The organism is Kangsaoukella pontilimi (genome assembly GCF_009830125.1).
Taxonomy (GTDB): domain Bacteria; phylum Pseudomonadota; class Alphaproteobacteria; order Rhodobacterales; family Rhodobacteraceae; genus Kangsaoukella; species Kangsaoukella pontilimi.
On the sequence record NZ_WUPT01000001.1, the window covers coordinates 1,739,828 to 1,762,629 of the forward strand.

The 22,802-nt window shown below is 64.2% G+C and carries 25 protein-coding genes and 2 tRNA genes; 11 read left to right on the forward strand and 16 right to left on the reverse strand.

Annotation, left to right across the window (positions count from 1 at the left end; all coding sequences use genetic code 11):
• Positions 1 to 14 precede the first annotated feature (14 nt).
• A complete protein-coding gene (locus GQ651_RS18700; RefSeq protein ID WP_227258011.1) occupies positions 15 to 707 on the forward strand; it encodes a hypothetical protein in 693 nt (230 codons plus the stop codon).
• 215 nt (positions 708 to 922) lie between these two features.
• On the opposite strand, the gene GQ651_RS08835 is transcribed toward GQ651_RS18700, so the two are convergent.
• From GQ651_RS08835 to GQ651_RS08865, 7 genes are all read right to left on the reverse strand, one after another.
• A tRNA-Met gene (locus GQ651_RS08835) sits at positions 923 to 999 on the reverse strand.
• A gap of 112 nt (positions 1,000 to 1,111) precedes the next feature.
• Positions 1,112 to 1,840 (reverse strand): amino acid ABC transporter ATP-binding protein, encoded by a 729-nt coding sequence (locus tag GQ651_RS08840; protein WP_160763798.1) that lies wholly within the window; start codon positions 1,838 to 1,840, stop codon positions 1,112 to 1,114.
• Entirely contained in the window at positions 1,840 to 2,682 is an 843-nt protein-coding gene (locus tag GQ651_RS08845; protein WP_160763799.1) for an amino acid ABC transporter permease, read from the reverse strand. The genes GQ651_RS08840 and GQ651_RS08845 overlap by 1 nt, the downstream gene beginning before the upstream one ends.
• Entirely contained in the window at positions 2,683 to 3,498 is an 816-nt protein-coding gene (locus GQ651_RS08850; RefSeq protein ID WP_160763800.1) for an ABC transporter substrate-binding protein, read from the reverse strand. It lies immediately after the preceding gene.
• Positions 3,499 to 3,591: 93 nt separating this feature from the next.
• A complete protein-coding gene (locus GQ651_RS08855; RefSeq protein ID WP_227258012.1) occupies positions 3,592 to 4,272 on the reverse strand; it encodes a class I SAM-dependent methyltransferase in 681 nt (226 codons plus the stop codon).
• Positions 4,273 to 4,303: 31 nt separating this feature from the next.
• Complete coding sequence (locus tag GQ651_RS08860; protein WP_160763801.1) at positions 4,304 to 6,838, reverse strand: ABC transporter permease; 2,535 nt, start codon at positions 6,836 to 6,838, stop codon at positions 4,304 to 4,306.
• Entirely contained in the window at positions 6,835 to 7,530 is a 696-nt protein-coding gene (locus GQ651_RS08865) for an ABC transporter ATP-binding protein (RefSeq protein ID WP_160763802.1), read from the reverse strand. Before GQ651_RS08865 ends, GQ651_RS08860 begins: the two co-directional genes overlap by 4 nt.
• 37 nt (positions 7,531 to 7,567) lie before the next feature.
• On the opposite strand from GQ651_RS08865, the gene GQ651_RS08870 reads away from it, so the two are divergent.
• Together GQ651_RS08870 and GQ651_RS08875 are read left to right on the forward strand one after the other, a co-directional pair.
• Positions 7,568 to 8,227, forward strand: a complete 660-nt coding sequence (locus GQ651_RS08870) for an arylesterase (RefSeq protein WP_319637369.1) — start codon at positions 7,568 to 7,570, stop codon at positions 8,225 to 8,227.
• Between the two features lie 72 nt (positions 8,228 to 8,299).
• Positions 8,300 to 9,073: a LamB/YcsF family protein gene (locus tag GQ651_RS08875; RefSeq protein WP_160763803.1), complete on the forward strand. Its 774-nt coding sequence runs from the start codon at positions 8,300 to 8,302 to the stop codon at positions 9,071 to 9,073.
• A 3-nt stretch (positions 9,074 to 9,076) separates the two neighbouring features.
• On the opposite strand, the gene GQ651_RS08880 is transcribed toward GQ651_RS08875, so the two are convergent.
• Positions 9,077 to 9,280, reverse strand: coding sequence for a hypothetical protein (locus tag GQ651_RS08880; protein WP_160763804.1), 204 nt, complete (start codon positions 9,278 to 9,280; stop codon positions 9,077 to 9,079).
• Between the two features lie 234 nt (positions 9,281 to 9,514).
• Between GQ651_RS08880 and GQ651_RS08885 the strand changes: the two genes are divergently transcribed.
• Positions 9,515 to 9,712, forward strand: coding sequence for a hypothetical protein (locus GQ651_RS08885; RefSeq protein WP_160763805.1), 198 nt, complete (start codon positions 9,515 to 9,517; stop codon positions 9,710 to 9,712).
• Positions 9,713 to 9,794: 82 nt separating this feature from the next.
• On the opposite strand, the gene tig is transcribed toward GQ651_RS08885, so the two are convergent.
• Both tig and GQ651_RS08895 read right to left on the reverse strand, forming a co-directional pair.
• Entirely contained in the window at positions 9,795 to 11,126 is a 1,332-nt protein-coding gene (gene tig / locus GQ651_RS08890) for a trigger factor (RefSeq protein ID WP_160763997.1), read from the reverse strand.
• A 148-nt stretch (positions 11,127 to 11,274) separates the two neighbouring features.
• Positions 11,275 to 11,359: transfer RNA gene (locus GQ651_RS08895), tRNA-Leu, on the reverse strand.
• Between the two features lie 112 nt (positions 11,360 to 11,471).
• Here GQ651_RS08895 and rpiA point away from each other — a divergent pair.
• From rpiA to GQ651_RS08920, 5 genes are all read left to right on the forward strand, one after another.
• Positions 11,472 to 12,260, forward strand: a complete 789-nt coding sequence (gene rpiA, locus GQ651_RS08900; RefSeq protein WP_160763806.1) for a ribose-5-phosphate isomerase RpiA — start codon at positions 11,472 to 11,474, stop codon at positions 12,258 to 12,260.
• A 3-nt stretch (positions 12,261 to 12,263) separates the two neighbouring features.
• Complete coding sequence (locus GQ651_RS08905) at positions 12,264 to 13,739, forward strand: FAD-dependent oxidoreductase (RefSeq protein WP_160763807.1); 1,476 nt, start codon at positions 12,264 to 12,266, stop codon at positions 13,737 to 13,739.
• A gap of 71 nt (positions 13,740 to 13,810) precedes the next feature.
• Complete coding sequence (gene hflK, locus GQ651_RS08910) at positions 13,811 to 14,968, forward strand: FtsH protease activity modulator HflK (protein ID WP_160763808.1); 1,158 nt, start codon at positions 13,811 to 13,813, stop codon at positions 14,966 to 14,968.
• 1 nt (position 14,969) lies between these two features.
• A complete protein-coding gene (gene hflC, locus GQ651_RS08915; RefSeq protein ID WP_160763809.1) occupies positions 14,970 to 15,869 on the forward strand; it encodes a protease modulator HflC in 900 nt (299 codons plus the stop codon).
• Between the two features lie 21 nt (positions 15,870 to 15,890).
• On the forward strand, positions 15,891 to 16,079 hold the full coding sequence (locus GQ651_RS08920) for a DUF2065 domain-containing protein (RefSeq protein WP_160763810.1): 189 nt from the start codon (positions 15,891 to 15,893) through the stop codon (positions 16,077 to 16,079).
• Positions 16,080 to 16,090: 11 nt separating this feature from the next.
• Here the strand turns inward: GQ651_RS08920 and GQ651_RS08925 are convergent, their stop codons facing one another.
• The gene (locus GQ651_RS08925; RefSeq protein WP_160763811.1) at positions 16,091 to 16,354 is read right to left on the reverse strand and encodes a hypothetical protein; all 264 of its coding nucleotides are present in this window, start codon (positions 16,352 to 16,354) and stop codon (positions 16,091 to 16,093) included.
• Positions 16,355 to 16,515: 161 nt separating this feature from the next.
• Here GQ651_RS08925 and GQ651_RS08930 point away from each other — a divergent pair, with 161 nt between their 5' ends.
• Positions 16,516 to 17,889, forward strand: coding sequence for an L-serine ammonia-lyase (locus GQ651_RS08930; RefSeq protein ID WP_160763812.1), 1,374 nt, complete (start codon positions 16,516 to 16,518; stop codon positions 17,887 to 17,889).
• A gap of 159 nt (positions 17,890 to 18,048) precedes the next feature.
• On the opposite strand, the gene nusB is transcribed toward GQ651_RS08930, so the two are convergent.
• From nusB to GQ651_RS08955, 5 genes are all read right to left on the reverse strand, one after another.
• On the reverse strand, positions 18,049 to 18,507 hold the full coding sequence (gene nusB, locus GQ651_RS08935) for a transcription antitermination factor NusB (protein WP_160763813.1): 459 nt from the start codon (positions 18,505 to 18,507) through the stop codon (positions 18,049 to 18,051).
• On the reverse strand, positions 18,504 to 19,046 hold the full coding sequence (locus GQ651_RS08940) for a 6,7-dimethyl-8-ribityllumazine synthase (protein ID WP_160763814.1): 543 nt from the start codon (positions 19,044 to 19,046) through the stop codon (positions 18,504 to 18,506). The genes nusB and GQ651_RS08940 overlap by 4 nt, the downstream gene beginning before the upstream one ends.
• Complete coding sequence (ribB, locus tag GQ651_RS08945; protein WP_160763815.1) at positions 19,046 to 20,170, reverse strand: 3,4-dihydroxy-2-butanone-4-phosphate synthase; 1,125 nt, start codon at positions 20,168 to 20,170, stop codon at positions 19,046 to 19,048. The genes GQ651_RS08940 and ribB overlap by 1 nt, the downstream gene beginning before the upstream one ends.
• Positions 20,171 to 20,242: 72 nt before the next feature.
• A complete protein-coding gene (locus GQ651_RS08950; protein ID WP_160763816.1) occupies positions 20,243 to 20,797 on the reverse strand; it encodes a hypothetical protein in 555 nt (184 codons plus the stop codon).
• Between the two features lie 3 nt (positions 20,798 to 20,800).
• On the reverse strand, positions 20,801 to 21,400 hold the full coding sequence (locus GQ651_RS08955) for a riboflavin synthase (protein ID WP_160763817.1): 600 nt from the start codon (positions 21,398 to 21,400) through the stop codon (positions 20,801 to 20,803).
• 102 nt (positions 21,401 to 21,502) lie between these two features.
• On the opposite strand from GQ651_RS08955, the gene GQ651_RS08960 reads away from it, so the two are divergent.
• On the forward strand, positions 21,503 to 22,780 hold the full coding sequence (locus GQ651_RS08960; RefSeq protein WP_160763818.1) for a capsule biosynthesis protein: 1,278 nt from the start codon (positions 21,503 to 21,505) through the stop codon (positions 22,778 to 22,780).
• The last annotated feature ends 22 nt before the right edge of the window (positions 22,781 to 22,802 follow it).

Sequence of the window (22,802 nt, forward strand, 5' to 3'; positions counted from 1 at the left end):
AGAAAGGACATGTGATGTCGGTGGAAACTTCCTACAGAGAACAGGCACGGGCGGCCCGTCGCGAGGCGCGCGAAACGCTTCTGGCGTTCCGCGAGGCGCGGTTGAAATCGAAAAAACGCGTGTCCGCCGAGAGTAGCGAAGCGGCGGGCGCCGAGCCAGTTGCTCACCAAAACGAAACGACCATCAGCCCGGCCTCGTTTTTTGCGATCGAGTCCTCGGCACCCGCTACGGAAGCGCACGTCCCGGATGATATTCCTTCGGAGGTCCGTCACGAACCTGGGTCTGGAGACCCCGTAGCCGCGCCCGTCGACATGGCGCCCGATGTACCGGAAGAGGCAGAGTCGGCAAACGAGCGGCCTCCAGCCTCCGAGACCGAGGCGGCAGAGGCCGAAGCGGAAAGCGATGATGCTCCGTTCGAATCGGCCGAGGCCACGCCAGATCCGGAAGCCGAGGCGCCAAAGACGACGGCCAGTCCAGTTCAGGAAACCGGTTTCGAGAAGGTCGATGCCGACTCAGATCTGTTCGAGCTGCCGGGCGCTGGTGCCGGTATGATCTGGATGTTCCACCAGTGTGGCGTAAATTCGCTGTCGGACCTTGCGAATGAGGAAACCGCCTCGCTCTCGCAGCGCCTTGGCGTTGTCGGGCACATCCTGAATGTCGAACCTTGGATAGACTTCGCAAGAAAGAGGGTCGAGGCGCAGACCTGAATGCGGGTATGAACCACGTTTGCCAATCTGGGCGCCTCGCCTGAGGGCTTAAACCGGGGGGAACTCGTCAGGCCGGCTTTCCAGGTTTGTCGCCCAGAGCAGCATCAAAGCCCGAGTGCGGAAAACGTAGCGGCTACGGCTTTCTGATTTCTCCGCAGCCGGTGTCATGACATCCGCGGGACATCTATGGCCGAAAGTGCACGTCTAGGATGGGATGGTAGCGGAGGAGGGACTTGAACCCCCGACACGCGGATTATGATTCCGCTGCTCTAACCAACTGAGCTACTCCGCCGTAAGCGAGGGCTAGGTAGAGGCTGGCGGCGCGTCCGTCAAGACCACAATCCGGTTGCCAAAGGCGTTTTCGCGACATGGTCGCAAGAGACGACCGGACCTGACAAGGCGCCTCAGAGAACGCGGGATAGAAATGCGCGGGTTCGCTCCTCTTTCGGCGCCGAGAACAGAACCTCGGGCGGCGCCTCTTCAAGAATGCGCCCCCGATCCAGAAAGCAGATCTTGTCGGCCAATTCGCGCGCGAAGCCCATCTCGTGGGTGGCAAGAACCATTGTCATACCCTCGGCACGCAACTGCCGGAGCACGTCCAGAACCTCGCCCACCAGTTCGGGGTCGAGCGCCGACGTGATCTCGTCGAAGAGCATCATCTCGGGCTTCATGGCCAGCGCCCGAACGATAGCCACCCTCTGTTGTTGGCCGCCGGACAACTGGTCCGGATAGTGGTCCATCCGGTCTTCGAGACCGAAGCGCCGGAAAAGCTCAGTCACTTCCGGCAAGAGGGTCTCTCGCGTCATGCGCTTCACCCGTCTGGGCGCAAGAAGAACATTCTCGGCGGCGGTCATGTGCGGGAACAGATTGTAGCTCTGAAAAACCATCCCGATCCGCCTCCGTACCGGCGCAGGATCAAGACCGGGTTCGGCGATATCGACACTGTCGAGACGGATTTCGCCGTCATCCAGCGGTTCGAGCAGGTTCAGGCAGCGCAGAAGCGTGGACTTGCCCGACCCCGACGCGCCGATCAGGCAGACCATCTCGCCCCGGTCAATGCTCAGGTCGATCCCGTCAAGGACCACGTTGGTCCCAAAGGATTTCCTGAGGCCTTTCGCCTGAAGCCAGACCATCAGTTCCGCGCCTTCATCTGCCGGGCCAGCAGATAATCGGCATAGCGCGTGGCCGGGATGGTGATTGCCAGAAAGATCAGCGCGGCACCGACATAGGGCGTGAAGTTCGCCAGAAGAGACTTGTAGACGCCTGCCTGCCGGAAGATCTCGACCGGGCCGATGAACGACAAAAGCGCCACGTCTTTCTGCAGTGCGATGAATAGGTTCATGTTGGCAGGCACGACGCGGCGGATCGCCTGAGGCAGGATGACATAGCGCATCGTGTCGCCCTCCGAGAGGCCGAGTGAAGACGCGGCAGCCCGCTGGCTCTGGTGGATAGACTCGATGCCAGTGCGAAAGACCTCGGCCACATAGGCCGCATAGGTCAGCACCAGCGCGACCGTCCCCCAGATATAGGGCGAATTCCACGGACGCGGCAGGCCGAGGCCGGGGATGCCGAAGCCCACGAGGTAGATCACAAGGATGACCGGCACACCCCGGAAGACATCGGTGTAGACGATGCCAAACAGGCGCAGCGGATAGAGCGCCGGCGAGCGGACATCGCGCATCAGCGCGATGACAAGCCCCAGACCGAAGATCAGTGGCGCGGACCACGCGAAGATCGCCACGTCCAGTAGAAACGCTTCGAGAAGACCCGGAAAGGTCCGGGCGAAAACATCCCAGTTGAAGAAGCTCTTCTTCACCGCTTCCCAGCGCGGTGCGAGAGGCACCAAAAGGACGATGGCCACGACGACCGCGAGCGTAGACAGGGCGGCGATCGTGTTTGACCGCCGCCTCAATCGCGCCTCATAGGCCTGCCGACGTGTCAGCGCCGGCCCCCTGCCCTCATTACGAAAGGTCATTTACTCGATGACCGGCACACCCGTCGCCTCGGCCAGCCACTGGGCCTCGATCTCGGCCAGACGGCCGCTTGCCTTCAGGCTCTCAAGCGCTGCGTCGACGCAGTCCTTCAGCGGGTTGCCTTCTTCGAAGAGCATCCCGAACTGGTCGGGGTTCTCACTCCGATCCGCCGGGAACTGGCCCAGGACGACCCCGTCATCCAGCATCACGGCAGCCAGGAAAAGCGCCGTCGGCAGATCGAAGAGCGCCGCGTCGATCTGGCGGGCCTTCATCGCCTCGGTGACATCGGCATTGTCGCCGTAAAGCAGCGGATCGCTGTCCGGCTGGATGACCCCGGTAATCATCCCGTAGGATGTATGCGATGCCACACCGCCCCATTTTAGCCCTGCAAGCGAGTCCAGGTCCGGGGTCGCGCCGCCCGCGGCCACGGGCTCGGTCGTGAGCACCGCCATGGCCGCGGAATAATACGGTGCCGAGAAATCGACGATCTCGTCACGCTCGGGCGTGATCGAGTATTGCTGCAGGTTGAAGTCGAAATTCTTGACGCCCGGCTGGATCGCCTCGTCGAACGACGACCGAACCCAGGTCACCTGATCGTCGGAAAAACCCATCTCGCCGGCCACCGCATAAGCGACCGCCGCTTCGAAGCCTTCTTTGGATTCCGGATCGTCATTCATCACCCAAGGGTAATAGGCAGGATTGCCCGTCGCGATGGTCAGGACGCCGTCCTCAAGGGTCTTGCCCGCCGCGCAGGAATCCTGCGCCAGCGCGCCGCCGGCGCTCATCATCAGAACCATGGCCGAAGTCAGAAGTCTCATGCTGCAATCTCCGCGAAAAACCTTTTCCGAAGCTTGGCGTCGAATTCGGAATTGTCCAGCCCTGCCGCCCCGGCATGGCCGGTTTCCGCATCCTCAACCCTTTCTGAGGAAGAGGCTGAATTGAAATGACTGCGCTCGTCCTGACGGAGTGCTGTGCAGGTGCGCCTGGTCCGCCACCCGCTCGAAACCGGGGCCCAACACCCGGCCAAGGCTTTCCGGGCTGTAGCGCTGCACGGGCAGCCCGCTACAGCGTTCAGGGCCGTCCAGCGCAAATGTCGCGATGATGGCATGACCTCCCGGACGCACGGCGCGCTCCAATCTTTCGATGTAAGCGTCCCGGTCGGCCTGCTCGGTCAGAAAGTGGAATACAGCCCTGTCATGCCAGAGATCCCAGGTTCGTTGGGGTAGCCATTCTGTGATGCCAGCATTGATCCAGGTGACAGCATCACGACGCGGCCCCAAGGCCCGTCGGGCAGCTTCCAGAGCAGCCTGAGACAGGTCCAGCACCGTCACATCGGTCAAGCCCCGGTCCAGCAGCCGTTCAGCCAGGCGCGAGCGGCCGCCTCCTATGTCGATTGCCGAGTTCCCTGCGCCTATACCTGCAAGATCGCAGAATGCGAGCGAGGGTGCCGGATCATCTTGATGCCAACTCAGATCTGTCTCTGCCTTTTCGGAGTAGACCTTTTCCCAGTGACGCTGGCGATTCCCTGACATGGCTACAGCATCCTGGTCAGCCTCGGAGCGATCAAGACCGTTTATTGTCGAACCGCCCAATGCCCGTTTCCTCTGAGGGCGGCTGCAGTTCCTATTCCCGCGCCCTCAAGATGCCTGCGGGCCGCGCCGAAAGCGGCGCCCAGGCGAAAAACAACCCCGCCAGAAGTGTTGCCAGCACGCCGCCCAAGACGATCAGAAGAGCCGAAACGGGCTCGAAAACGAAATCGGTGTCCATGACGAAGGTGGTCACCGCCCAGCCCGCAAGCGCGCCCGCGGCGATTGCGACCACTGCGGCGGCGAGGCCAAGAAAGGCCGAGCGGAGCGCGAAGCTCTTCAGGATCGTGCCCCGCGACGCGCCCAAAGTCTTTAGGACCGCCGCCTCGAAAGTGCGCGCCCTCACGCCTGCCGCCGCCGCACCGATCAGCACGACGCCGCCCGTCACCAGCGTGGCAAGCGCGCCATAGGTGATGGCGGCGGCGATGCCGGCAAGGATCTCGGACACCCGGTCGATCGCGTCGCGCACACGGATGGCGGTCACGTTCGGATAAGCGTTCGAAATCTCTCTGAGAATGGACGCCTCTGCATCCTCATCGGCATAGACCGTGGCGATATGGGTGTGCGGTGCACCCGCAAGCGCGCTCGGATTCATCGCCATGATGAACCCGATTCCGGCGGTCGAGAAATCGACCTCGCGAAAGCTGGTGATCTCGGCGGTGATGTCGCGGCCAAGGATGTTGACCGTCAGTGTGTCGCCAAGCGAAAGGCCAAGCTCTTCCGCCTCTTCCGCAGCAAAGCTGACCTGCGGCGCGCCGGTATAGTCCTCAGACCACCAACTGCCGGCGGTGATCGTCGTGCCCTCGGGTAGCGTCGCGGCATAGGTCACGCCGCGGTCCCCCTGAAGCGTCCAGTGGTCGCCCCCCACTTCGGCGGCGGGGCGTCCGTTGATGCCCGTGATGATCCCCCGCAGCATCGGCGCGCTTTCCACAGTCTCGACAGCCTCGTTCGCGTCGAGCCGCGCACGGAAATCGTCCAGCTGATCGGGCTGAATGTCGAGCATGAAGAAGGACGGCGCCACCTGAGGCAGATCGCGGGCGATGGCGCCGCGCAGATTGGCGTCGATCTGCCCCACGGCGGCCAGTACGGTCAGGCCAAGGCCGAGGGACAACACAACCGATGCGGTCTCGCCGCCCGGTCCGCCAACGGCACCCATGGCGAGGCGGAGCGCGCTCTTGCCGCGAAGGGCGCGCGCCCGCGACAGCCGCCGCGCCACCCAGCGGGCCAGATAGGCCGCGCCGACGAGAACGACAAAAGCCGCCAGAACGCCCGCCGCCGACCAGAGTGTCAGCGTGACGAGCCCCGAAAGCCAGGCCGCTACCCCGACCAGCATCAGGACCAGACCGCCCGTCACCGCCAGCCAGAGCGGCCGCGGCAAGCTGTAGCCCGCCCCAGCCGCGCCGTCCCGGAAGAGCGTCGCCGCCCGCACCCGCTCGGTCCGCGCCAGCGGCCATATCGTGAAGACCAGCGCCGCCAGCGCGCCATAGAGCGCCGCTTCGGCAAGCGCCACGGGGCGAATGCCGATCTCGGCCGGGACTGGCAATTGCGCCTCGATCAGCGGGCCGAAGACAAACGGCGTCAGCGCCCCCAGCACAAGCCCGATGGCCAGACCCAGAAGCGTCAGCGCGCCGATCTGCAGGAAATAGGTCTGAAAGATCGTGCGCCGGTCGGCTCCCAGCGTCTTCAGCGTGGCGATGACGCCTGTCTTGCCGTCCAGATAGGCCGTGACCGCCGCCGAGACGCCGACACCGCCGACCGCAAGACCCGCAAGACCCACAAGAACCAGAAAGGCACCCAGCCGATCGACGAATTCCGCGATGCCGGGCGCGCCGTTCCGACGGTCGCTCCATCGGGCGCCGGTGATCTCGGCATCGGTGGCGGCGCGCATCTCGTCCAGATCGGTCCCCTCGGGCAGAAGCAGCTTGTATTCCGTCTCGAAAAGCGTGCCTGGCTGGATCAGTCCGCTTCCGTCCAGCGCCTCGGTCCGAACCATGGTGCGGGGACCAAGCGCGAACCCCGCCGTCGCCCGGTCGGGTTCCGACAGAAGCTCAGCCATCAGAACGAATTCGGTCTCACCAAGGCGGAGCGTGTCGCCCACCTCCATCCCAAGGCGCGCCACCAGAACCGGATCCATCACGGCACCCGGACGGCCGCCCTGCCCCGCAAAAGCGGTGTCGAGCGGCATCTCTGGGCTGAGGTCTACCGCACCCAGAAGCGGATAAGCCTCGTCCACGCCCTTCACCTGAGTCAGGCTGCGCTCTTCATCCCCGTCCTCGGAGGCAAAGACCGCCATGGAGCGAAAATCCACGATCTCGGACACCGCGCGGGCGCGCCCTTCGATCCAGGCACGCTCATCCGGCTCGGCGAAACGATAGGTCAGCTCTATTTCGGCGTCGCCTCCAAGGATCGTAGCCCCCTCGCGGTCGAGCCCCGCGCGTATGGAATCCCGGACGGTCCCTACAGCCGCGATCGCGGCAACGCCCAACGCCAGACAGGCGAGGAAGACGCGAAACCCGTCCAGCCCGCCCCTGAGCTCGCGCCGGGCGATGCGCGCGGCGACAGGCAGTGTCATTCCGCCGCCTCGGCGCGACTTTCGGGTGCGATCCGCCCATCGTCCAGCCGGATCACCCGGTCACAGCGCGCGGCAAGGTCGGGCGCGTGCGTCACGAGAACCAGCGTCGCGCCGTGGCGATCCCTCAGCCCGAACAGGAGGTCCATGATAATCTGCCCCGTGGCGCCATCGAGGTTTCCGGTCGGCTCGTCCGCCAGCAGGATATCGGGGCGCGGCGCCGCGGCCCGGGCCAGCGCGACGCGCTGCTGCTCGCCGCCCGACATCTGGCTGGGGTAATGGCCCGCGCGCCCGGCAAGGCCCACGGCCTCCAGCTCGGCCTCCGCCCTTTCCCAGGCATCGGCGGCACCCGCCAGTTCCAGCGGCGTCGCGACGTTCTCAAGCGCCGTCATCGTCGGAATCAGGTGGAAAGACTGGAACACCACGCCCATATGTTCGCGACGGACACGGGCGAGCGCATCCTCGTCCAGCGCCGTCAGATCATGGCCAAGCGCGGTCACACGCCCCCCCGTCGCGCGTTCAAGGCCGCCCATGAGCATGAGGAGTGAGGACTTGCCCGACCCCGAAGGCCCTACAAGACCCAGCGTTTCACCTGACCGGACCTCCAGCGAGATACCCTTCAGAATATCCACGCGCCCGGCGTTTCCGTCGAGCGAAAGGCGTGCATCCTCAAGGGACAGGACGGTGTCGGTCATCAGAACTCCGCGGCGTTGGCTTAGTGGGGCATATGGGGTGATACGGACGATCCGCAATGTCGGATTGACCATTCTGGCTGGCACGGGCCTTGCCACGGCCGAGCCGGTGACCGTCGCGGCTCTGGGCGACAGCCTGACACAGGGCTTCGGTCTGGCGCCGGAGAACGGCTTCGTCCCGGTCCTGTCCCGGTGGCTAGATCGGAACGGCGCGGAGGTCACGGTGATAAACGCGGGCGTCTCGGGCGACACGACGGCGGGTGGCCTCAGCCGGGTCGCGTGGACATTGACGCCCGAAGTCGACGCGATGATCGTCGCGCTCGGCGGCAACGACCTTCTTCGGGGGATCGACCCCGACGTGTCCCGCGCCAATCTGGATGGGATACTGAAAGCGGCGGATGAGGCGGACGTGCCTGTCCTTCTGGTCGGCCTAGACGCCCCGTCCAACTACGGCGCCGATTACGAGGCGCGGTTCGAGGCCATATTCCCTGACCTTGCCGAGACGCATGACGCTCTGCTCTATCCCTCGTTTCTTGCGCCACTGACGGCAGAGAGCGACATGGCGACGGCCTTGGCGACCCTCATGCAACCCGATGGCATCCATCCAAATGCCGAGGGCGTCACACGCATCGTCGAGGGGATCGGACCCCATGTGCTGGAGCTGATCGCGCGCGCGTCGGACGAGGGCAGCGGCAGCTAATGCACCGCGCAGCCATTCCGGCTTGCATTGCCGGCCCGGCTCGGGTCTTTTCCCGCCAAAAGGGAGGAACCCATGGCAAAGAGCATCGACCTGAATTCCGACATGGGCGAGGCCTTCGGTCCGTGGCGCATGGGCGACGATACCCAGCTTCTCGATGTCGTGACCTCTGCCAATGTGGCCTGCGGCTATCACGCGGGCGATCCGGATACGATGGCCGAGACGATGGCGCTGGCGGTCGCGCGGGGCGTCGGCATCGGCGCGCATCCCGGCTTTCCCGATCTTCAAGGGTTCGGCCGGCGCAGGATGGAGGTTCCTCTCAAGACCATCGCGAACATGGTCCGCTATCAGGTTGGCGCGGCCCAGGCGATGGCGCGCGCTGCGGGGGGCGAGGTGCGGCACCTGAAGCTGCACGGCGCGCTTTCGAACATGGCGATGAAGGACGCCGATCTGGCGCGGGCCTGCTACGAGGCGGCGCTTGATGTGGCCCCCGATGTCGTGATCATGGGCAACCCCGCGACCGCGATGGAACAGGTGGTGCGCGACCTTGGCTGCCGTTGGGCGGGGGAAATCTTCGCCGACCGCGCCTACGAGCCGGACGGGTCGCTCGTCGACCGCCGGAAACCGGGTGCAATGGTCACCGACCCTGACGAAGCGGCGGCCCGGATGGTGAAGATGGTCGAGGCCGGTGCGATCCTGACCGAGGACGGTCAGCGGCTGGAAACGCGGATCGATACGATCTGCGTCCATGGCGACTCGGCCGAAGCCGTGGCCGTGGCGCGCGCGGTACGCAAGGGACTGGAAGACGCGGGCATCGCGCTCAAACCGTTCGAGGGCAGCCCGCTGTAGGGCTCAGGCGGCGATGGCCGGAGGCATGGCGGCGATGTCGAGAAGGCCTTTGAGACGATCCGACGCGACGCCGGAAAAGTGATAGAAATCAAGGTCGTCTTCGATCGCTGACAATGCGGCGTCATCAAGGTCGGACAGCAGAGCCAACATGATGTCCATGTCAAAGGACAGGCCGGAATCTTTGGGGGGGAGCGCTTGGTCGAACATGTGACTACACCTTACGAGGCGAAACTGGTTACCCGGTCTTAATATGCGATCAACGGTATATTTACCATGATCAGATCGTGACTTTTTCAAGAACGCGCGGAAACAGTGTGTAGACACACGACGGGTCGCGACAATTCCGCGAAAATTTTCCCGGATTGCCGCAAATCGGACCGATTCGTGAGCGATAAGGGGATCGTTACTTAGTTTTTTGTAGTCTTTTTAGTGAGTTCAACAATGACAGCACTTTACGCTGCGAGCGGCTTTCGCTCTGAAACCTTCGCCTACATCACCTATGTCGTTTCAACCTGTCGCCTGATGACGCCGCGGGCCTGGCGCCGCGCGGGCCGACCCGCACCTTTTGCAAAGCGGGACTATCGCGCGGATATCGTGACCCGCACCCAGATCGTCGACCTGTTCTTCGCCGACAGCTGATCAGGCAGCCACCCCAAAAGGGAAAGACCCGCCGGCATTCCGCCGGCGGGTCTTCTCGTTTCCGCGCCCTCTGGCTTCGGAATTATTCGTCTTCCAGCGCCTCGACGGCCTTCTGGAGATCGTCCTTCGAGACTTCTTTCTCCTTCACCGTCACCTGCTCGAACAGGTGATCGACGACCTTGTCCTCGAAAATCGGCGCCTGGATCTGCTGGCGCATCCCCGGGTTCTGCTGAACGAACTCGAAGAACTGCCGCTCCTGGCCCGGATACTGGCGCGCCTGGTTCATGACGGCCTGGGTCATCTCGGCGTCGGTCACGGTGATTTCCTGCTTCGAGCCAACCTCGGCCAGAACGAGGCCAAGCCGAACGCGCCGCTCCGCCAGTGCCTTGTGCTCGTCGGTGGGCTCGATGTGGTCATGGTCGTGGCCGTGCACGTCCGGATTGTCCTCGTGCCAGAGCTGGTGTGCGATCTGATTGGCTTCCGCCTCGACCAGCGACGGCGGCAGGTCGAACTTGACCGCCTTGTCGAGCGCGTCGAGAAGACCGCGCTTCATCACCTGTCGGCTGGCGCCGGTATATTCGGCTTCCAGACGCTCGGCAATCTGCGCCTTGAGCGCAGCAAGATCGTCTGCGCCGAACTTCTTGGCCAGCTCGTCGTCAATCTCGGCCGCTTTCGGCTCTTTTACCGCTTTTACGGTCACGTCGAAGACAGCGGCCTTACCGGCCAGATCGGCGTTGCCGTATTCCTCGGGGAAGGTGACCTCGACCGCCTTCTCCTCGCCCGCCTTCACGCCGACCAGCTGCTCTTCGAAGCCCGGAATGAACTGACCCGAACCCAGCACCAGCGGGAAGTCTTCCGCTGCACCGCCATCGAAGGCCACGTCATCGACCTTACCGACGAAGTCGATCACGACCTGATCGCCGTCCTTGGCCTTGGAGTTCTTCTTGCGATCCTCGAAGTTCTGGGCGGTCTCGGCAAGGCTGCCGAGCGCTTCGTCGATGGCGGCGTCATCCGCCTTGACCACCAGCTTTTCCAGCTTGACCTTGGACAGGTCGACCTCGGGGATTTCTGGCAGCGCCTCGTAGGACATGGCGACTTCGATGTCGTCGCCTTCCTTCCAGTTCTCGTTGGTCATCTCGACCTTGGGCTGCATCGCCGGACGGTCGCCCGAATCCTCGAAATGTTTGGCCATCGCGCCGTCGACGCTTTCCTGCATCGCTTCGCCAAGAAGACGGGGGCCGAACTGCTTCTTCAGAAGCGCCATTGGGACCTTGCCCTTCCGGAACCCCTTCATCGAAATTTCCGGAGCCGCTTCGCGCAGCTTCTCGTTGACCTTCTCATCGAGCTCGGCCGCCGACACGGTAATGTTGTAGCCGCGCTTCAAGCCTTCGTTCAGGGTCTCGGTGACCTGCATTTCTGTCCTCATCTCATCGGGCCGCGGGGCGCTGTCCCGCAAGGCGAAAAATCAGCGGCCCTTCTAGGCAAGGACGGGCGCGCGCGCAAGGCGAAAGGCGGGGAAATAAATCACGGGTTCGGGGCGCCCGGCGAAGGCTCCGAAAGGATGGTGCGGGTGGAGGGACTTGAACCCCCACGCCTTGCGGCGCCAGAACCTAAATCTGGTGCGTCTACCAATTTCGCCACACCCGCAACGGGCGCGGTCTAGCAAAGGCTTGTCCGCGTTGCGAGAGGAAATTCGGTTCCCCCTCGCACTTGCCCCCTATCCACCCTATAAGGCCGGGGCCATGCAAGGGAGCATCCGATGAGCGACAGCCTTTCCCCCGTCGACCGCGCGAAATTCGCCGCCGCAAAGCGCGCCAGTGCCTTTGTCGAAAGCGGCATGAAGGTGGGGCTGGGGACCGGTTCGACCGCCGCGTGGCTGGTCAAATGCCTTGGTGAACGGGTGAAGGACGAAGGGCTCGATATCATCGCCGTGCCGACCTCGTCGCGGACGGCGGCGCTGGCCGAAGAGGTGGGAATCCGCATCACCACGCTCGACGAGGCGCGCTGGCTCGACCTCACCATCGACGGCGCGGACGAATACGACCCCGAGCTGAACCTGATCAAAGGCGGCGGCGGCGCTCTTCTGCAGGAAAAGATCGTGGCAACCGCATCCGACCGGATGATTGTCATCGCGGACGCGACCAAGAAGGTCGACACGCTCGGCGCCTTTCCCCTGCCGGTCGAGGTCATCGGCTTCGGCATGAGGACCACCCGGATGCTGATAGAGGAACTGCTCGACGGGCTCGACGTCATGGGCACCAAGGCCGAGCCGCGCATGACCGATGGCGGGCTCTACGTCACCGACGAGGGCAATCACATTCTGGACCTCCATCTCGGGCGGATCGGGAACGCGCGTCAGCTTGCTCTTGTGCTGAACCAGATCCCCGGTGTGGTTGAAAACGGTCTTTTCATTGATATCTGCGACGTGATCGTCACCGGCCACGGCGACGGGCGGGTCGAGATGCGCGATATCAACACGGGCGAAGAAGACGTCACCCGAGTGCTGGAACCGGAGATCGACAACCTCTTCAGCGAGCAGGCGGACTGACCCATGAGCTTTGACTACGACCTCTTCGTCATCGGTGGCGGCTCGGGCGGCGTCCGCGCGGCGCGCACCGCGGCAGCGACCGGCGCCCGTGTGGCGCTGGCCGAGGAAAGCCGGATGGGCGGCACCTGCGTTATCCGGGGCTGCGTGCCGAAGAAGCTCATGGTCTTTGCCTCCGAGTTTCGCGGCCAGGCCGATCTGGCGCGGGAATACGGCTGGGACGCCAAGGCAGAGAATTTCGACTGGACCGGCTTCCGGACAAAGCTGAACGGAGAACTGGACCGTCTGGAGGAGGTGTACCGCAACCTGCTGGGCGGGTCAGATGTGACGATCTATGACGGTCGGGCGCGACTGACCGACGCCAACACCGTCGAAGTTGCGGGCGAGACGGTGACCGCCAAGACCATCCTCGTGGCGACGGGCGGCAGACCGGTGCGCCCCGACATCCCGAATGCCGAGCTTGGTCTGGTGTCGGACGATATCTTCAGCATGGAAAGCCTGCCGAAGTCGGTTCTGATCATCGGCGGTGGCTACATCGCCTGCGAATTCGCCTGCATCCTGAACGGCCTCGGCGTCGAGGTCTGCCAGTATTATCGCGGCGCTCAGGTTCTGCGTGGCTTCGATGACGAGGCGCGGGGTCTGGTGGCCGAGATGATGAAGGAGCAGGGCATCGACCTGCACCTAGGAACGAACATCGTCGAAATGGGTCCAGCCGGCGACGACGCCGGCCCGAGACCGACAGCCTCCGATGCGGCAATGGGCGCCCCGGTGGGCGAAGGCGACAGCGGCTCGAAAGACACCGGCGATGTCGCGGAAAAAGACGCGCCCGCCACCTATCGCGGCCCGATCCGCGTGAAAGCGACCAACGGTCAGGAACGGGTCTACGACGCCGTGATCTTCGCCACCGGCCGCGCGCCGAATGCGCACGGTCTGGGGCTGGAAGAGCTGGGTATCGGGATCAATCGCCGGGGCGCGATCGAGGTGGACGAGTACTCCAAAACCGCCGTCGACAACATCTACGCGATCGGCGACGTCACCGACCGCATCCAGCTGACGCCTGTCGCCATTCGCGAAGGCATGGCCTTCACCGAAACCGTCTTCAAGAACAACCCGACCGCACCAGACCACGAGCTTGTGCCGTCTGCCGTCTTCACCCAGCCGGAACTGGGCACCGTCGGCCTGAGCGAGGAACAGGCGCGCGACCGCGGCCCGATCGAGGTCTACTGCACGTCGTTCCGGCCCATGCGCTCGGCCTTCGCCGGAAAGCCCAACCGGGTGCTGATGAAACTGGTCGTTTGCGCCGATACCCGCAAGGTTCTGGGATGCCAGATTGTCGCGGACGGGGCGGGCGAGCTGATCCAGATGGTGGGCATCGCAGTGAAGGCGGGCCTTACGAAAGAGGACTTCGACCGCACCGTGGCCGTTCATCCGACCATGTCGGAAGAGCTTGTCACGATGCACAAGCCGGTCAGAACGGCTTGAAATTCACCTGGTGACGCTACAGGTAGCACTCTGAGCGACATGCGTGACCATAATTGAGGGAAACAGCCTTTATGGCCAGTAACAATGGCGGACCTTGGGGCGGCGGTGGCGGTGGCAACCGTGGCGGCTCCGGCGGAAATGGCGATGACCGGCGACCGGGTCGGCGTCCGGGACAGGACACACCCCAGATCCCGGAAATCGACGAGATCATGAAAAAGGGCCAAGAACAGCTCAAGGTGCTGATGGGTGGCCGTGGCGGCCGCAATGGCGGCTCGGGCGGCAATGGCGGCGGCGACGGACCGCGCCTCACGCGCGGCACCGTTGGGCTCGGGCTTCTGGCACTGGCAGCGCTCTGGGCTTTTTCATCCTTCTACACGGTCCGCCCGGAAGAACGCTCGGTCGAGCTCTTCTTGGGTGAATTCAGCGCCGTCGGCGATCCGGGCCTGAACTTCGCCCCCTGGCCGCTTGTGACCTACGAAGTCATCCCCGTGACCCGCGAACAGTCGGAAGAGATCGGCATGGGTCGCTCCGGCTCTTCCGGCGGCGACGGGCTGATGCTGACGACGGATGAAAACATCGTCGACATCGACTTCCAGGTCGTCTGGAACATTAACAACCCGGCCGACTATCTGTTCAACCTGCGTGACGGTCCGCAAACCGTGCGCGCCGTGTCTGAATCGGCCATGCGCGAGATCGTCGCCGGGTCCGAACTGGCCCCCCTTCTCAACCGTGACCGCGCCGCAACGGCGCAGCGCGCCGAGGAGCTGATCCAGTCGACCCTCGACAGCTATCAGGCCGGCATCAATGTCGTCCGCGTCAACCTGAACAAGGCCGACCCGCCGCGCGAGGTGATCGACGCCTTCCGCGACGTGCAGGCGGCGGAACAGGAACGCGACCGGCTCGAACGTCAGGCCGACGCCTACGCCAACCGGGTTCTGGCCGGTGCGCGTGGTGAAGCCGCGCAGATCCTCGAAGAATCCGAGGGCTATCGCGCCAGGGTCGTGAACGAGGCTCAGGGTGAGGCCAGCCGCTTCACCGCGGTTCTGAATGAATACGAACAGGCGCCGGAGGTGACCCGCCGCCGTCTCTACATCGAAACGATCGAGCGCGTGCTCGGGGGCGTGGACAAGATCATCCTCGACGAAAATGCGGGCGGATCGGGCGGTCAGGGTGTTGTGCCCTACCTGCCGCTGAACGAACTGCGTCGCGGCACGCAGGGAGGTAACTGATATGCGCAGTGTAACAGCGCTTCTCATCGTGGCCGTCCTGGCCATTGTCGGCGTCCTTTCCTCGATTTTCATCGTGGACGAGCGTGAAAAGGCTCTCGTCCTTCAGTTCGGTCAGATCCGGGCGGTGAAGCAGGAACCGGGTCTCGCCTTCAAGATTCCCTTCATTCAGGAAGTTGTCCGGTACGACGACCGCATCCTGTCGCTCGACACGCCCGCCATCGAGGTCACGCCCTCGGACGACCGGCGTCTTGTCGTGGACGCCTTTGCGCGCTACCGGATCGCGGACGTGGTCCAGTTCCGCGAGGCGGTGGGCCCCGGCGGCACGCGCCTTGCAGAAGACCGTCTTGCCGACATCCTGAACGACAACATCCGCTCGGTCCTTGGTGCTGAGGGTGTGACGTCGAACACGATCCTGTCGGAAGAGCGCTCCGCCCTGATGAACCGTATCCGCGTGCTGGCAGACAGCCGTGCGCAGGCCCTCGGCCTCGACGTGGTGGACGTGCGTCTCAAGCAGACCAACCTGCCCGAGCAGAACCTCGCCGCCACCTTCGACCGGATGCGCGCCGAGCGTGAGCGTGAAGCGACCGACGAGCGCGCCCGAGGCGAGGAAGCCGCGCAGCGTATCCGCGCACAGGCCGACCGTACCGTGGTCGAGCTTGTCTCGGAGGCACGCCGCGAATCCGAGATCGTCCGCGGTGAGGCCGATGCCGAGCGGAACGCGATCTTTGCCGAAGCCTATGGTGCCGACGAGGATTTCTTCCGCTTCTACCGCTCGCTTGCAGCCTATGAGCGTGCGCTGCAGGGGCAGAACTCCACCATGGTCATCACACCCGACAGCGAGTTCTTCGAATTCCTCGACGGTGCCGGTCTGTCGTCCGGCGTGACCCCGTCCGGCAACTAAGGCCAGAGGAGCGGCCTTCGGATGACGGTCCTCCTCCTAGGCATCGGACTTGTACTCGTCTTCGAGGGGCTGGTGTTCGCACTGGCCCCTTCGCGTTTGGAAGAGCTGATCAAGGTGATCGCGGAGACGCCGATCGAGACACGCCGCGCCATTGGGCTCGCCGCCGTGGCGCTTGGTGTTCTGCTGGTCTGGGTGTCGGGCGCTATCTGAGCGCGACGGCCTTAGTGGCCGCCATCGTCCTGCGGCTGCGACGAGATCGCCGCGACCGGAATGTCCGCGCCGGCCGCATATTTGTCCAACAGCTTATGGCCCCGGATTTCGGCCTTGCGGATGCGCATGGCGGTGGCAAAAGCCTCTTGCAGCGTGGGCGAAGACGCCCCGACCTCATCCGAGATCCGCTTCTCGATCGTCTCGTCGCCGGTTCGCTCGATCTGCTCGAGCGTCCGTTTCGCAAGACCGTTCGCCACTTCTTCCAGCATCGACATCGTGAAATCTGCCTCGATCCGCCTAAGTTCGGGGTGATATAGCCCCCTCGCAGACAGGAGGCGAGACGTTTGAAGGCGTTTTCCACCCGCCGATGCCGCGAAGGGACATCTTCGCGACAGGCGGGTAGCGGATAAGGCTTTCGAGCAACAAGGGAACGGACATGTTTCTCTCGGTATTCGATATGTTCAAAATCGGCGTCGGCCCCTCCTCGTCGCATACGATGGGGCCGATGGTGGCCGCAGCGCGGTTCCTCGACCGGCTCCGCGCCTCGCCGTTCGAGCCACGCGGCCTCAGCGCTTCGCTCCACGGGTCGCTTGCATTCACCGGCGTCGGCCATGCGACCGACCGGGCGGTGATCCTGGGCCTTGCCGGTTTCCTGCCAGAAACCTACGACCGGGAGGCCGCCGAGCAGGCCCTTAAAGACATTCGCGCGACTGGAACGGTCTCTCCCGAAGGCTTCGGAAGGCTCCGTTTCGACCCCGAACAAGACCTGACCTTCGACTACGGCCCCGCTCTTCCGGGTCATCCGAATGGTCTGATCCTGAACGCGCTCGACGCCGAAGGCGACGTAATCCTGCAGGAAACATACTATTCCGTGGGCGGTGGCTTCGTTCTGACTGACGCGGAACTGGCCGCGGGCAAGGATACCGATGACGGCCCGCCCGTCCCCTACCCGTTCAAAACCGCCGCGGAGATGCTGGAGATGTGCCGCGACGCGGGCGCCTCTATCGCCGAACTGAAACGCAGGAACGAACTCACCCGCCGGGACGCCGCGACGCTCGACCGGGGCATGGCGCGCATATGGGAGGTCATGAAGGGCTGCATGGACAACGGGCTAGCCAGCGACGGTGTCCTGCCCGGCGGACTGAACGTCAAGCGACGCGCCGCCGCAATCGCCCGCAGCCTGAAGGCCGAGCGCGGGCTTAACCTGCAGGCGCCCCATGTGATCAATGACTGGATCAGCACCTACGCCATGGCCGTGAACGAGGAAAATGCCGCCGGCGGGCAAGTTGTGACCGCCCCCACCAATGGCGCGGCAGGCGTGATCCCCGCGACGATCCGCTACTGGCTGGACCACATGCCGGGCGCATCCGAAGCGCGGCTGGGGGACTTCCTTCTGACCGCCGCGGCCATCGGCGGGCTTGTGAAGTTCAACGCCTCGATTTCTGGCGCGGAATGCGGCTGCCAGGCCGAAGTGGGTTCAGCCTCGGCCATGGCGGCGGCGGGACTTGCCGCTGTGATGGGCGGTACGCCCGAGCAGATCGAAAACGCCGCCGAAATCGCGCTGGAACATCATCTCGGCATGACCTGCGACCCCGTACGCGGCCTGGTCCAGGTGCCCTGCATCGAGCGGAACGGGCTCGGCGCGATCAAGGCGGTCTCCGCGGCCTCGCTCGCCATGCGGGGCGACGGCACCCATTTCGTGCCGCTCGACGCCGCCATCGAGACTATGCGCCAGACCGGTCAGGATATGAGCGAGAAATACAAGGAGACCGCTCTCGGCGGCCTCGCCGTCAACGTTCCGAATTGCTGATTGCGTGTGAGGGGGCTCTGCCCCCGTCGCCCTTCGGGCGCCTCCCCCGGGATATTTCCGAACAGGCGAAGACAATTTGAGTCAAATTTTCTTCTTTGGGTCTGGAAATCCCGGGGTGAATTGGCCGGAGGCCAAGAGGGGCAGAGCCCCTCGGCCGCCTCAGAACGCGTCCGGCCGGGCGTCTCGCGCCATGTGATCCAGAACCGCGTTCACGAAACGGGGTTCGCGGCCATCAGGAAAGAAAGCCTTGGCCACGTCCACGAACTCGGTAATCACGACCTTCGGCGGCGCATCGCCCTCGATAAGCTCCGCGCCTGCGGCGCGAAACAGCGCCCTGAGCGTCGGATCGATCCTGTCGATGGGCCATTTCGCAACAAGCGCACGATCGGTCATGCGGTCGATCTTGGCCTGCCAGTTCACCGCGTCATCGACCAGTTTCCGAAACAGGTCCACATCGCCCTCGGCGAGCTCCTCGCCGTCGATCTCGGCCCCGAAACGGAAGTCCTCGAACTCGCGCTCGACCGCCGGTGCCGACTGCCCGGACGCCTCCATCTGGAACAGAGCCTGAACCGCGTAGAGCCGCGCGGCTGATTTCATCTGTCTGGATGCGGTCGTCATGCGGTGTCGCCGCCTCCGGTCTTGCCCGCAAGCAGAATGTCGTCCGCGCCGAAGCCCACCGGCTTCCTGGAGCCGCCGAAGCGGCGCGCCAAAGCGATGAGATGCAGCGCCGCCGCCGACGCGCCGCCTGCCGTGTCGAGACGCGACGCGTCGGCGCGTTCTTCCGCCTGCTCCATGTTCTCGACCGTGATGATTCCGTTGCCGATGGCCGCGCCCTGCAGTCCGAGCAACATGATGCCCTCTGCGGATTGGTTTACCACCACGTCATAGTGGCTCGTCCGGCCCCGGATCACGCAGCCGAGTGCGACGAAGCCGTCATAGTTCGACATGCGATGCGCCAACGCGATGGCCGATGGAATTTCCAGGCTTCCGGGCACTTCGATCGTCTCGTGAACCGCGCCCGCCCGCTCCAGCACGCCACGGGCCGAGGCGAGTTGCTGCTCGGAGATGGACTTGTAGTAAGGCGCGATCACGATCGCCACCTTGACCGCGCGGTCGAAGCTGGGAAGCCCCAGGTCGTTATCGGAATGTCCGGCCATTATCCAATCTCCGAAATCTTGCGGGTGCCGACGATTTCCAGCCCATAGGCCTCAAGGCCGACGACGCGCGGTTGCGGCGAATTCGTCAGAAGGACCAGTTTCGACAGCCCGAGCGACGACAGAATCTGCGCCCCCAGACCGTACTGACGGAGCGTCTGCGGCGAGGTCGCGTCGTCCGTCTTCAGCTTCATAGTGGTGTCGCGCAGGAGGATCAGAGCACCGCGCCCCTCGGCGGCAATCAGCTCCATGGCATCCCCGAATTCCGCCGCGCGGCCTTTCGGGCCAAGGCCAACGACATCCAGCATCGGGTCGAGCGCGTGCATCCGGACGAGGCAGGGCTCGTCGCCCGTGACGTCGCCCTTCACGAGCGCGATGTGCTCGTCGCCATGAGCCGTATCGGTGAAGATGCGCAACTGCCACTCACCGCCGAATTCCGAGGTGACCGTGCTTTCCCGTGTGACAGCAACCAGGTTGTCGTGGCGTCTGCGATACGCGATCAGGTCGCTGATGGTGCCGATCTTCAGGCTGTGGCGCTGAGCGAAGGCCACGAGGTCCGGCAGACGACTCATCGTACCGTCGTCGTTCATGATCTCGCAGATCACACCGGACGGGTTCAGACCGGCCAGCCGCGCGACATCCACTGCCGCTTCGGTATGACCCGCGCGGACAAGGACCCCACCCTCGCGTGCGCGGAGTGGAAAGATATGGCCCGGTGTCGCGATATCGGCGGCGGTTTTTCCGGAATCGATCGCCACGGCGACGGTCCGGGCGCGGTCATGCGCCGAGATGCCCGTGGTCACGCCTTCGCGCGCCTCGATCGAGATGGTGAAGGCGGTCTCGTGACGGGACGAGTTCTGCGAGGACATGAGCTGCAGACCCAGCGCGTCGCACCGCTCGGCCGGCAGGCTGAGGCAGATCAGACCGCGTCCGTAGGTGGCCATGAAATTGATTGCTTCGGGCGTCGCCATCTGGGCGGGGATGACAAGGTCGCCCTCGTTCTCTCGGTCCTCGTGGTCGACCAGAATGAACATGCGCCCATTGCGGGCGTCTTCGAGAATTTCCTCGACCGACGAGATGGCGTCGCGCCAGTTTTCCTCGACTTCACCGGCTTTTTCGAAAGACATGGTACGGCTAATCCCTGAGCAGGCGTTCAGGCCGCCCGCATAGCCCAAGGTCCGGCCAATGGCCAGAGCCAGTCAGCGTGACGCGAAGTAGCGGTCGGCCTTGATGAAGCCGGCCAGCCGGCCCGCCGCGACCCAGTCTCTTTCCAGATGCGTGGCACCGATGACGACGACACCGTCGGCCGGAACTGCACCGCGCAGATCGGCAAGCGCGCCACCCGTCTCGCGCCAGGAACTGGCAATGCCGGGCGCACGCGCAGCACGTATGAAGACCGGGTGCCGTTCGCGAAAGGTGTGCGGGTCGATGGGCGGTTGCACCATCGCAAGCAGGTCCGCGCCGCGCACCGCCTGCACCGTCGCGTCGCGCTCTTCGGGAATGTTCAGGTCTCTCAGTGCAGCAAGCGCATTGGTCGAGAAGAGAAGCGCCACGATATCCCTGCCCGTCGCGGCGCGGATACCGGCATAGGAGGCATAGTCGATCCCCAATTCACGGGCGCGGCGCACGCGCCGCCGCGCGACTTCGAGCGGCAATTTGGGCAAGAGGTCCGCGCGCGCCCGCGTCCAGGCATAGCGCCGCCAGGCGCGGCCTTTCTCCATTGTGGGGCCGTTATTGTGACCGATACCCGCCATGGCTTACGCTCCCCATTCCCGCAGCCGCGCGACGTATCGCGCGAGCGTGTCGATTTCCAGATTGATCCGGTCGCCTTCCTTGACTGCACCCCATGTCGTGACGGCCTTGGTGTGAGGGATGATGTTGACGCCAAAGCGCGCGCCCTCCACTTCGTTCACCGTCAGGGACGCGCCGTTCAGCGCCACCGAGCCTTTGGGCGCGATGAACGGGGCCAGTGCCTCGGGCGCTTCGAAGGTCATCCGGGTGCTGTCGCCCTCGTCCCGGAGCGACACCAGCGTCGCAACGCCGTCCACATGGCCGGACACGATATGCCCGCCCAGTTCGTCTCCGACCTTGAGCGCACGCTCGAGATTGACGGCACGACCAAGCGTCCAGGTATCGAGGTTCGTTTTCGAGACACTTTCGGCAGAGATCTGTACTTCGAACCAGTTCCGCGGCTCGCGTCCCATGGACACCACCGTCAGGCAGACACCGTCGCAGGCGATGGAGGCGCCGATGTCGATGGAATCGACATCGTAGTCGGTTGCGATCCGCGCTGTCAGGTCGCCGGCCTGCTCCAGATGGATGATTTCTCCGACGTCGGTGATGATGCCCGTGAACATGGTGCCGCCCTTCTGGTCCTTCCCTGCCGGGGTAATGCCAATGCGGGCCTCAGGCAAGCAAAGCGACGTGACGCGCGCGCCTCGTCCGCGTATTGAAAGGCGATGGCACAGCGTCGCTTTCTCTTTCTTCAGGGCCCACACGGTCCCTTCTTCGCGTCCCTCGCCCGTCAGCTTGTCGCTGCCGGGGCCGAGGTGGGGCGGATCGGCGTGACGCTTGGCGACCGGATCTTCTGGGGCCGCCTGCCCGGATACGAACGCTTCGACGGTGGGCCCGAGGATTGGGAGAACACGCTTCGCGACCGGATCGCGCGCGACGGGATCACCGATATCGTCTGCTACGGAGCGAGCCGCCCGCTTCACGCAACCGCGCGAGGGGTGGCCGAGGCCCTTGGCCTGACTTTTCACGTATTCGAAGAGGGGTACCTCCGTCCCTACTGGATCACCTACGAGCGGGGCGGCACCAACGCCGGTTCACGTCTTATGGAGATCAGTCTGACCGAGATGTCGGACGCCCTTGCCCACCGTCCGGGTCACCTGCGTGCGGCACCGGACCGATGGGGGGCGATGCGACAGCACATCTTCTGGGGCGCGGTCTACCATTTCCTTCTTTTGGTCGGAGAGCGTTGGCATCCGGGCTACAGACCGCACCGTCAGCCCGGCCCCAAAGGCGAATTCGCACTTTATATCAATCACCTGACGACACTGCCCTGGCGTCGCCTGCAACGTCGTATCGTGACCTGGCGCATTCGGAACGGCCGTTTCCCCTACCATGTGGTCCTCTGCCAACTGGCCCATGACGCGAACTTCCGCGATCATTCCGACATCCCGTCTCAGGCCGCCTTCCTGATGCAAGTCTTCAACGGCTTCGCCCATGGCGCGCCACGGCATCACCACCTCGTGATCAAGGCGCACCCACTGGAAGACGGGCGAGAGCCTCTACCGCCGCTCATCGCCGACCTGACACGCCGTCACGGGCTTCGGGGCCGGGTTCATCTCGTCACCGGTGGAAAGCTCGCCAATCTGCTCGATCGCGCGGCATCGGCTGTAACCGTAAACTCGACCGCCGCCGAGCAGGCGCTCTGGCGCGGACTGCCGCTGAGGGCACTTGGCCGCGCCATCTACGACCGGCCCGAATTTGCTTCTGGTCAGTCTCTTGCCGCCTTTTTTGCCGACCCCGTCGCGCCCGACCACGAGGCATATCTGACCTATCGTCAGTACCTTTTGGCGACGTCACAGGTGCATGGCGGTTTCTATTCAGCGCGCGGCAGGAAAGAGGCGCTTCGCCGGGTGCCGGACATGATGCTGAGCCCGCGCGACCCTTATGAAAAACTGGCTCAAAGCCCTGCGTCCGACAGGCAACAGTTGCATATCGTCGCCTAAGGCCCCGGAAATTTTCTGGAAA

Coding starts and splice junctions, on each gene's coding strand:
- GQ651_RS18700 (WP_227258011.1), top strand. CDS start 15: ATGTCGGTGGAAACTTCCTACAGAGAACAGGCACGGGCGGCCCGTCGC.
- GQ651_RS08840 (WP_160763798.1), bottom strand. CDS start 1,840: ATGGTCTGGCTTCAGGCGAAAGGCCTCAGGAAATCCTTTGGGACCAAC.
- GQ651_RS08845 (WP_160763799.1), bottom strand. CDS start 2,682: ATGACCTTTCGTAATGAGGGCAGGGGGCCGGCGCTGACACGTCGGCAG.
- GQ651_RS08850 (WP_160763800.1), bottom strand. CDS start 3,498: ATGAGACTTCTGACTTCGGCCATGGTTCTGATGATGAGCGCCGGCGGC.
- GQ651_RS08860 (WP_160763801.1), bottom strand. CDS start 6,838: ATGACACTGCCTGTCGCCGCGCGCATCGCCCGGCGCGAGCTCAGGGGC.
- GQ651_RS08865 (WP_160763802.1), bottom strand. CDS start 7,530: ATGACCGACACCGTCCTGTCCCTTGAGGATGCACGCCTTTCGCTCGAC.
- GQ651_RS08875 (WP_160763803.1), top strand. CDS start 8,300: ATGGCAAAGAGCATCGACCTGAATTCCGACATGGGCGAGGCCTTCGGT.
- GQ651_RS08880 (WP_160763804.1), bottom strand. CDS start 9,280: ATGTTCGACCAAGCGCTCCCCCCCAAAGATTCCGGCCTGTCCTTTGAC.
- GQ651_RS08885 (WP_160763805.1), top strand. CDS start 9,515: ATGACAGCACTTTACGCTGCGAGCGGCTTTCGCTCTGAAACCTTCGCC.
- tig (WP_160763997.1), bottom strand. CDS start 11,126: ATGCAGGTCACCGAGACCCTGAACGAAGGCTTGAAGCGCGGCTACAAC.
- rpiA (WP_160763806.1), top strand. CDS start 11,472: ATGAGCGACAGCCTTTCCCCCGTCGACCGCGCGAAATTCGCCGCCGCA.
- GQ651_RS08905 (WP_160763807.1), top strand. CDS start 12,264: ATGAGCTTTGACTACGACCTCTTCGTCATCGGTGGCGGCTCGGGCGGC.
- hflK (WP_160763808.1), top strand. CDS start 13,811: ATGGCCAGTAACAATGGCGGACCTTGGGGCGGCGGTGGCGGTGGCAAC.
- hflC (WP_160763809.1), top strand. CDS start 14,970: ATGCGCAGTGTAACAGCGCTTCTCATCGTGGCCGTCCTGGCCATTGTC.
- GQ651_RS08920 (WP_160763810.1), top strand. CDS start 15,891: ATGACGGTCCTCCTCCTAGGCATCGGACTTGTACTCGTCTTCGAGGGG.
- GQ651_RS08925 (WP_160763811.1), bottom strand. CDS start 16,354: ATGTCGATGCTGGAAGAAGTGGCGAACGGTCTTGCGAAACGGACGCTC.
- GQ651_RS08930 (WP_160763812.1), top strand. CDS start 16,516: ATGTTTCTCTCGGTATTCGATATGTTCAAAATCGGCGTCGGCCCCTCC.
- nusB (WP_160763813.1), bottom strand. CDS start 18,507: ATGACGACCGCATCCAGACAGATGAAATCAGCCGCGCGGCTCTACGCG.
- GQ651_RS08940 (WP_160763814.1), bottom strand. CDS start 19,046: ATGGCCGGACATTCCGATAACGACCTGGGGCTTCCCAGCTTCGACCGC.
- ribB (WP_160763815.1), bottom strand. CDS start 20,170: ATGTCTTTCGAAAAAGCCGGTGAAGTCGAGGAAAACTGGCGCGACGCC.
- GQ651_RS08950 (WP_160763816.1), bottom strand. CDS start 20,797: ATGGCGGGTATCGGTCACAATAACGGCCCCACAATGGAGAAAGGCCGC.
- GQ651_RS08955 (WP_160763817.1), bottom strand. CDS start 21,400: ATGTTCACGGGCATCATCACCGACGTCGGAGAAATCATCCATCTGGAG.
- GQ651_RS08960 (WP_160763818.1), top strand. CDS start 21,503: ATGGCACAGCGTCGCTTTCTCTTTCTTCAGGGCCCACACGGTCCCTTC.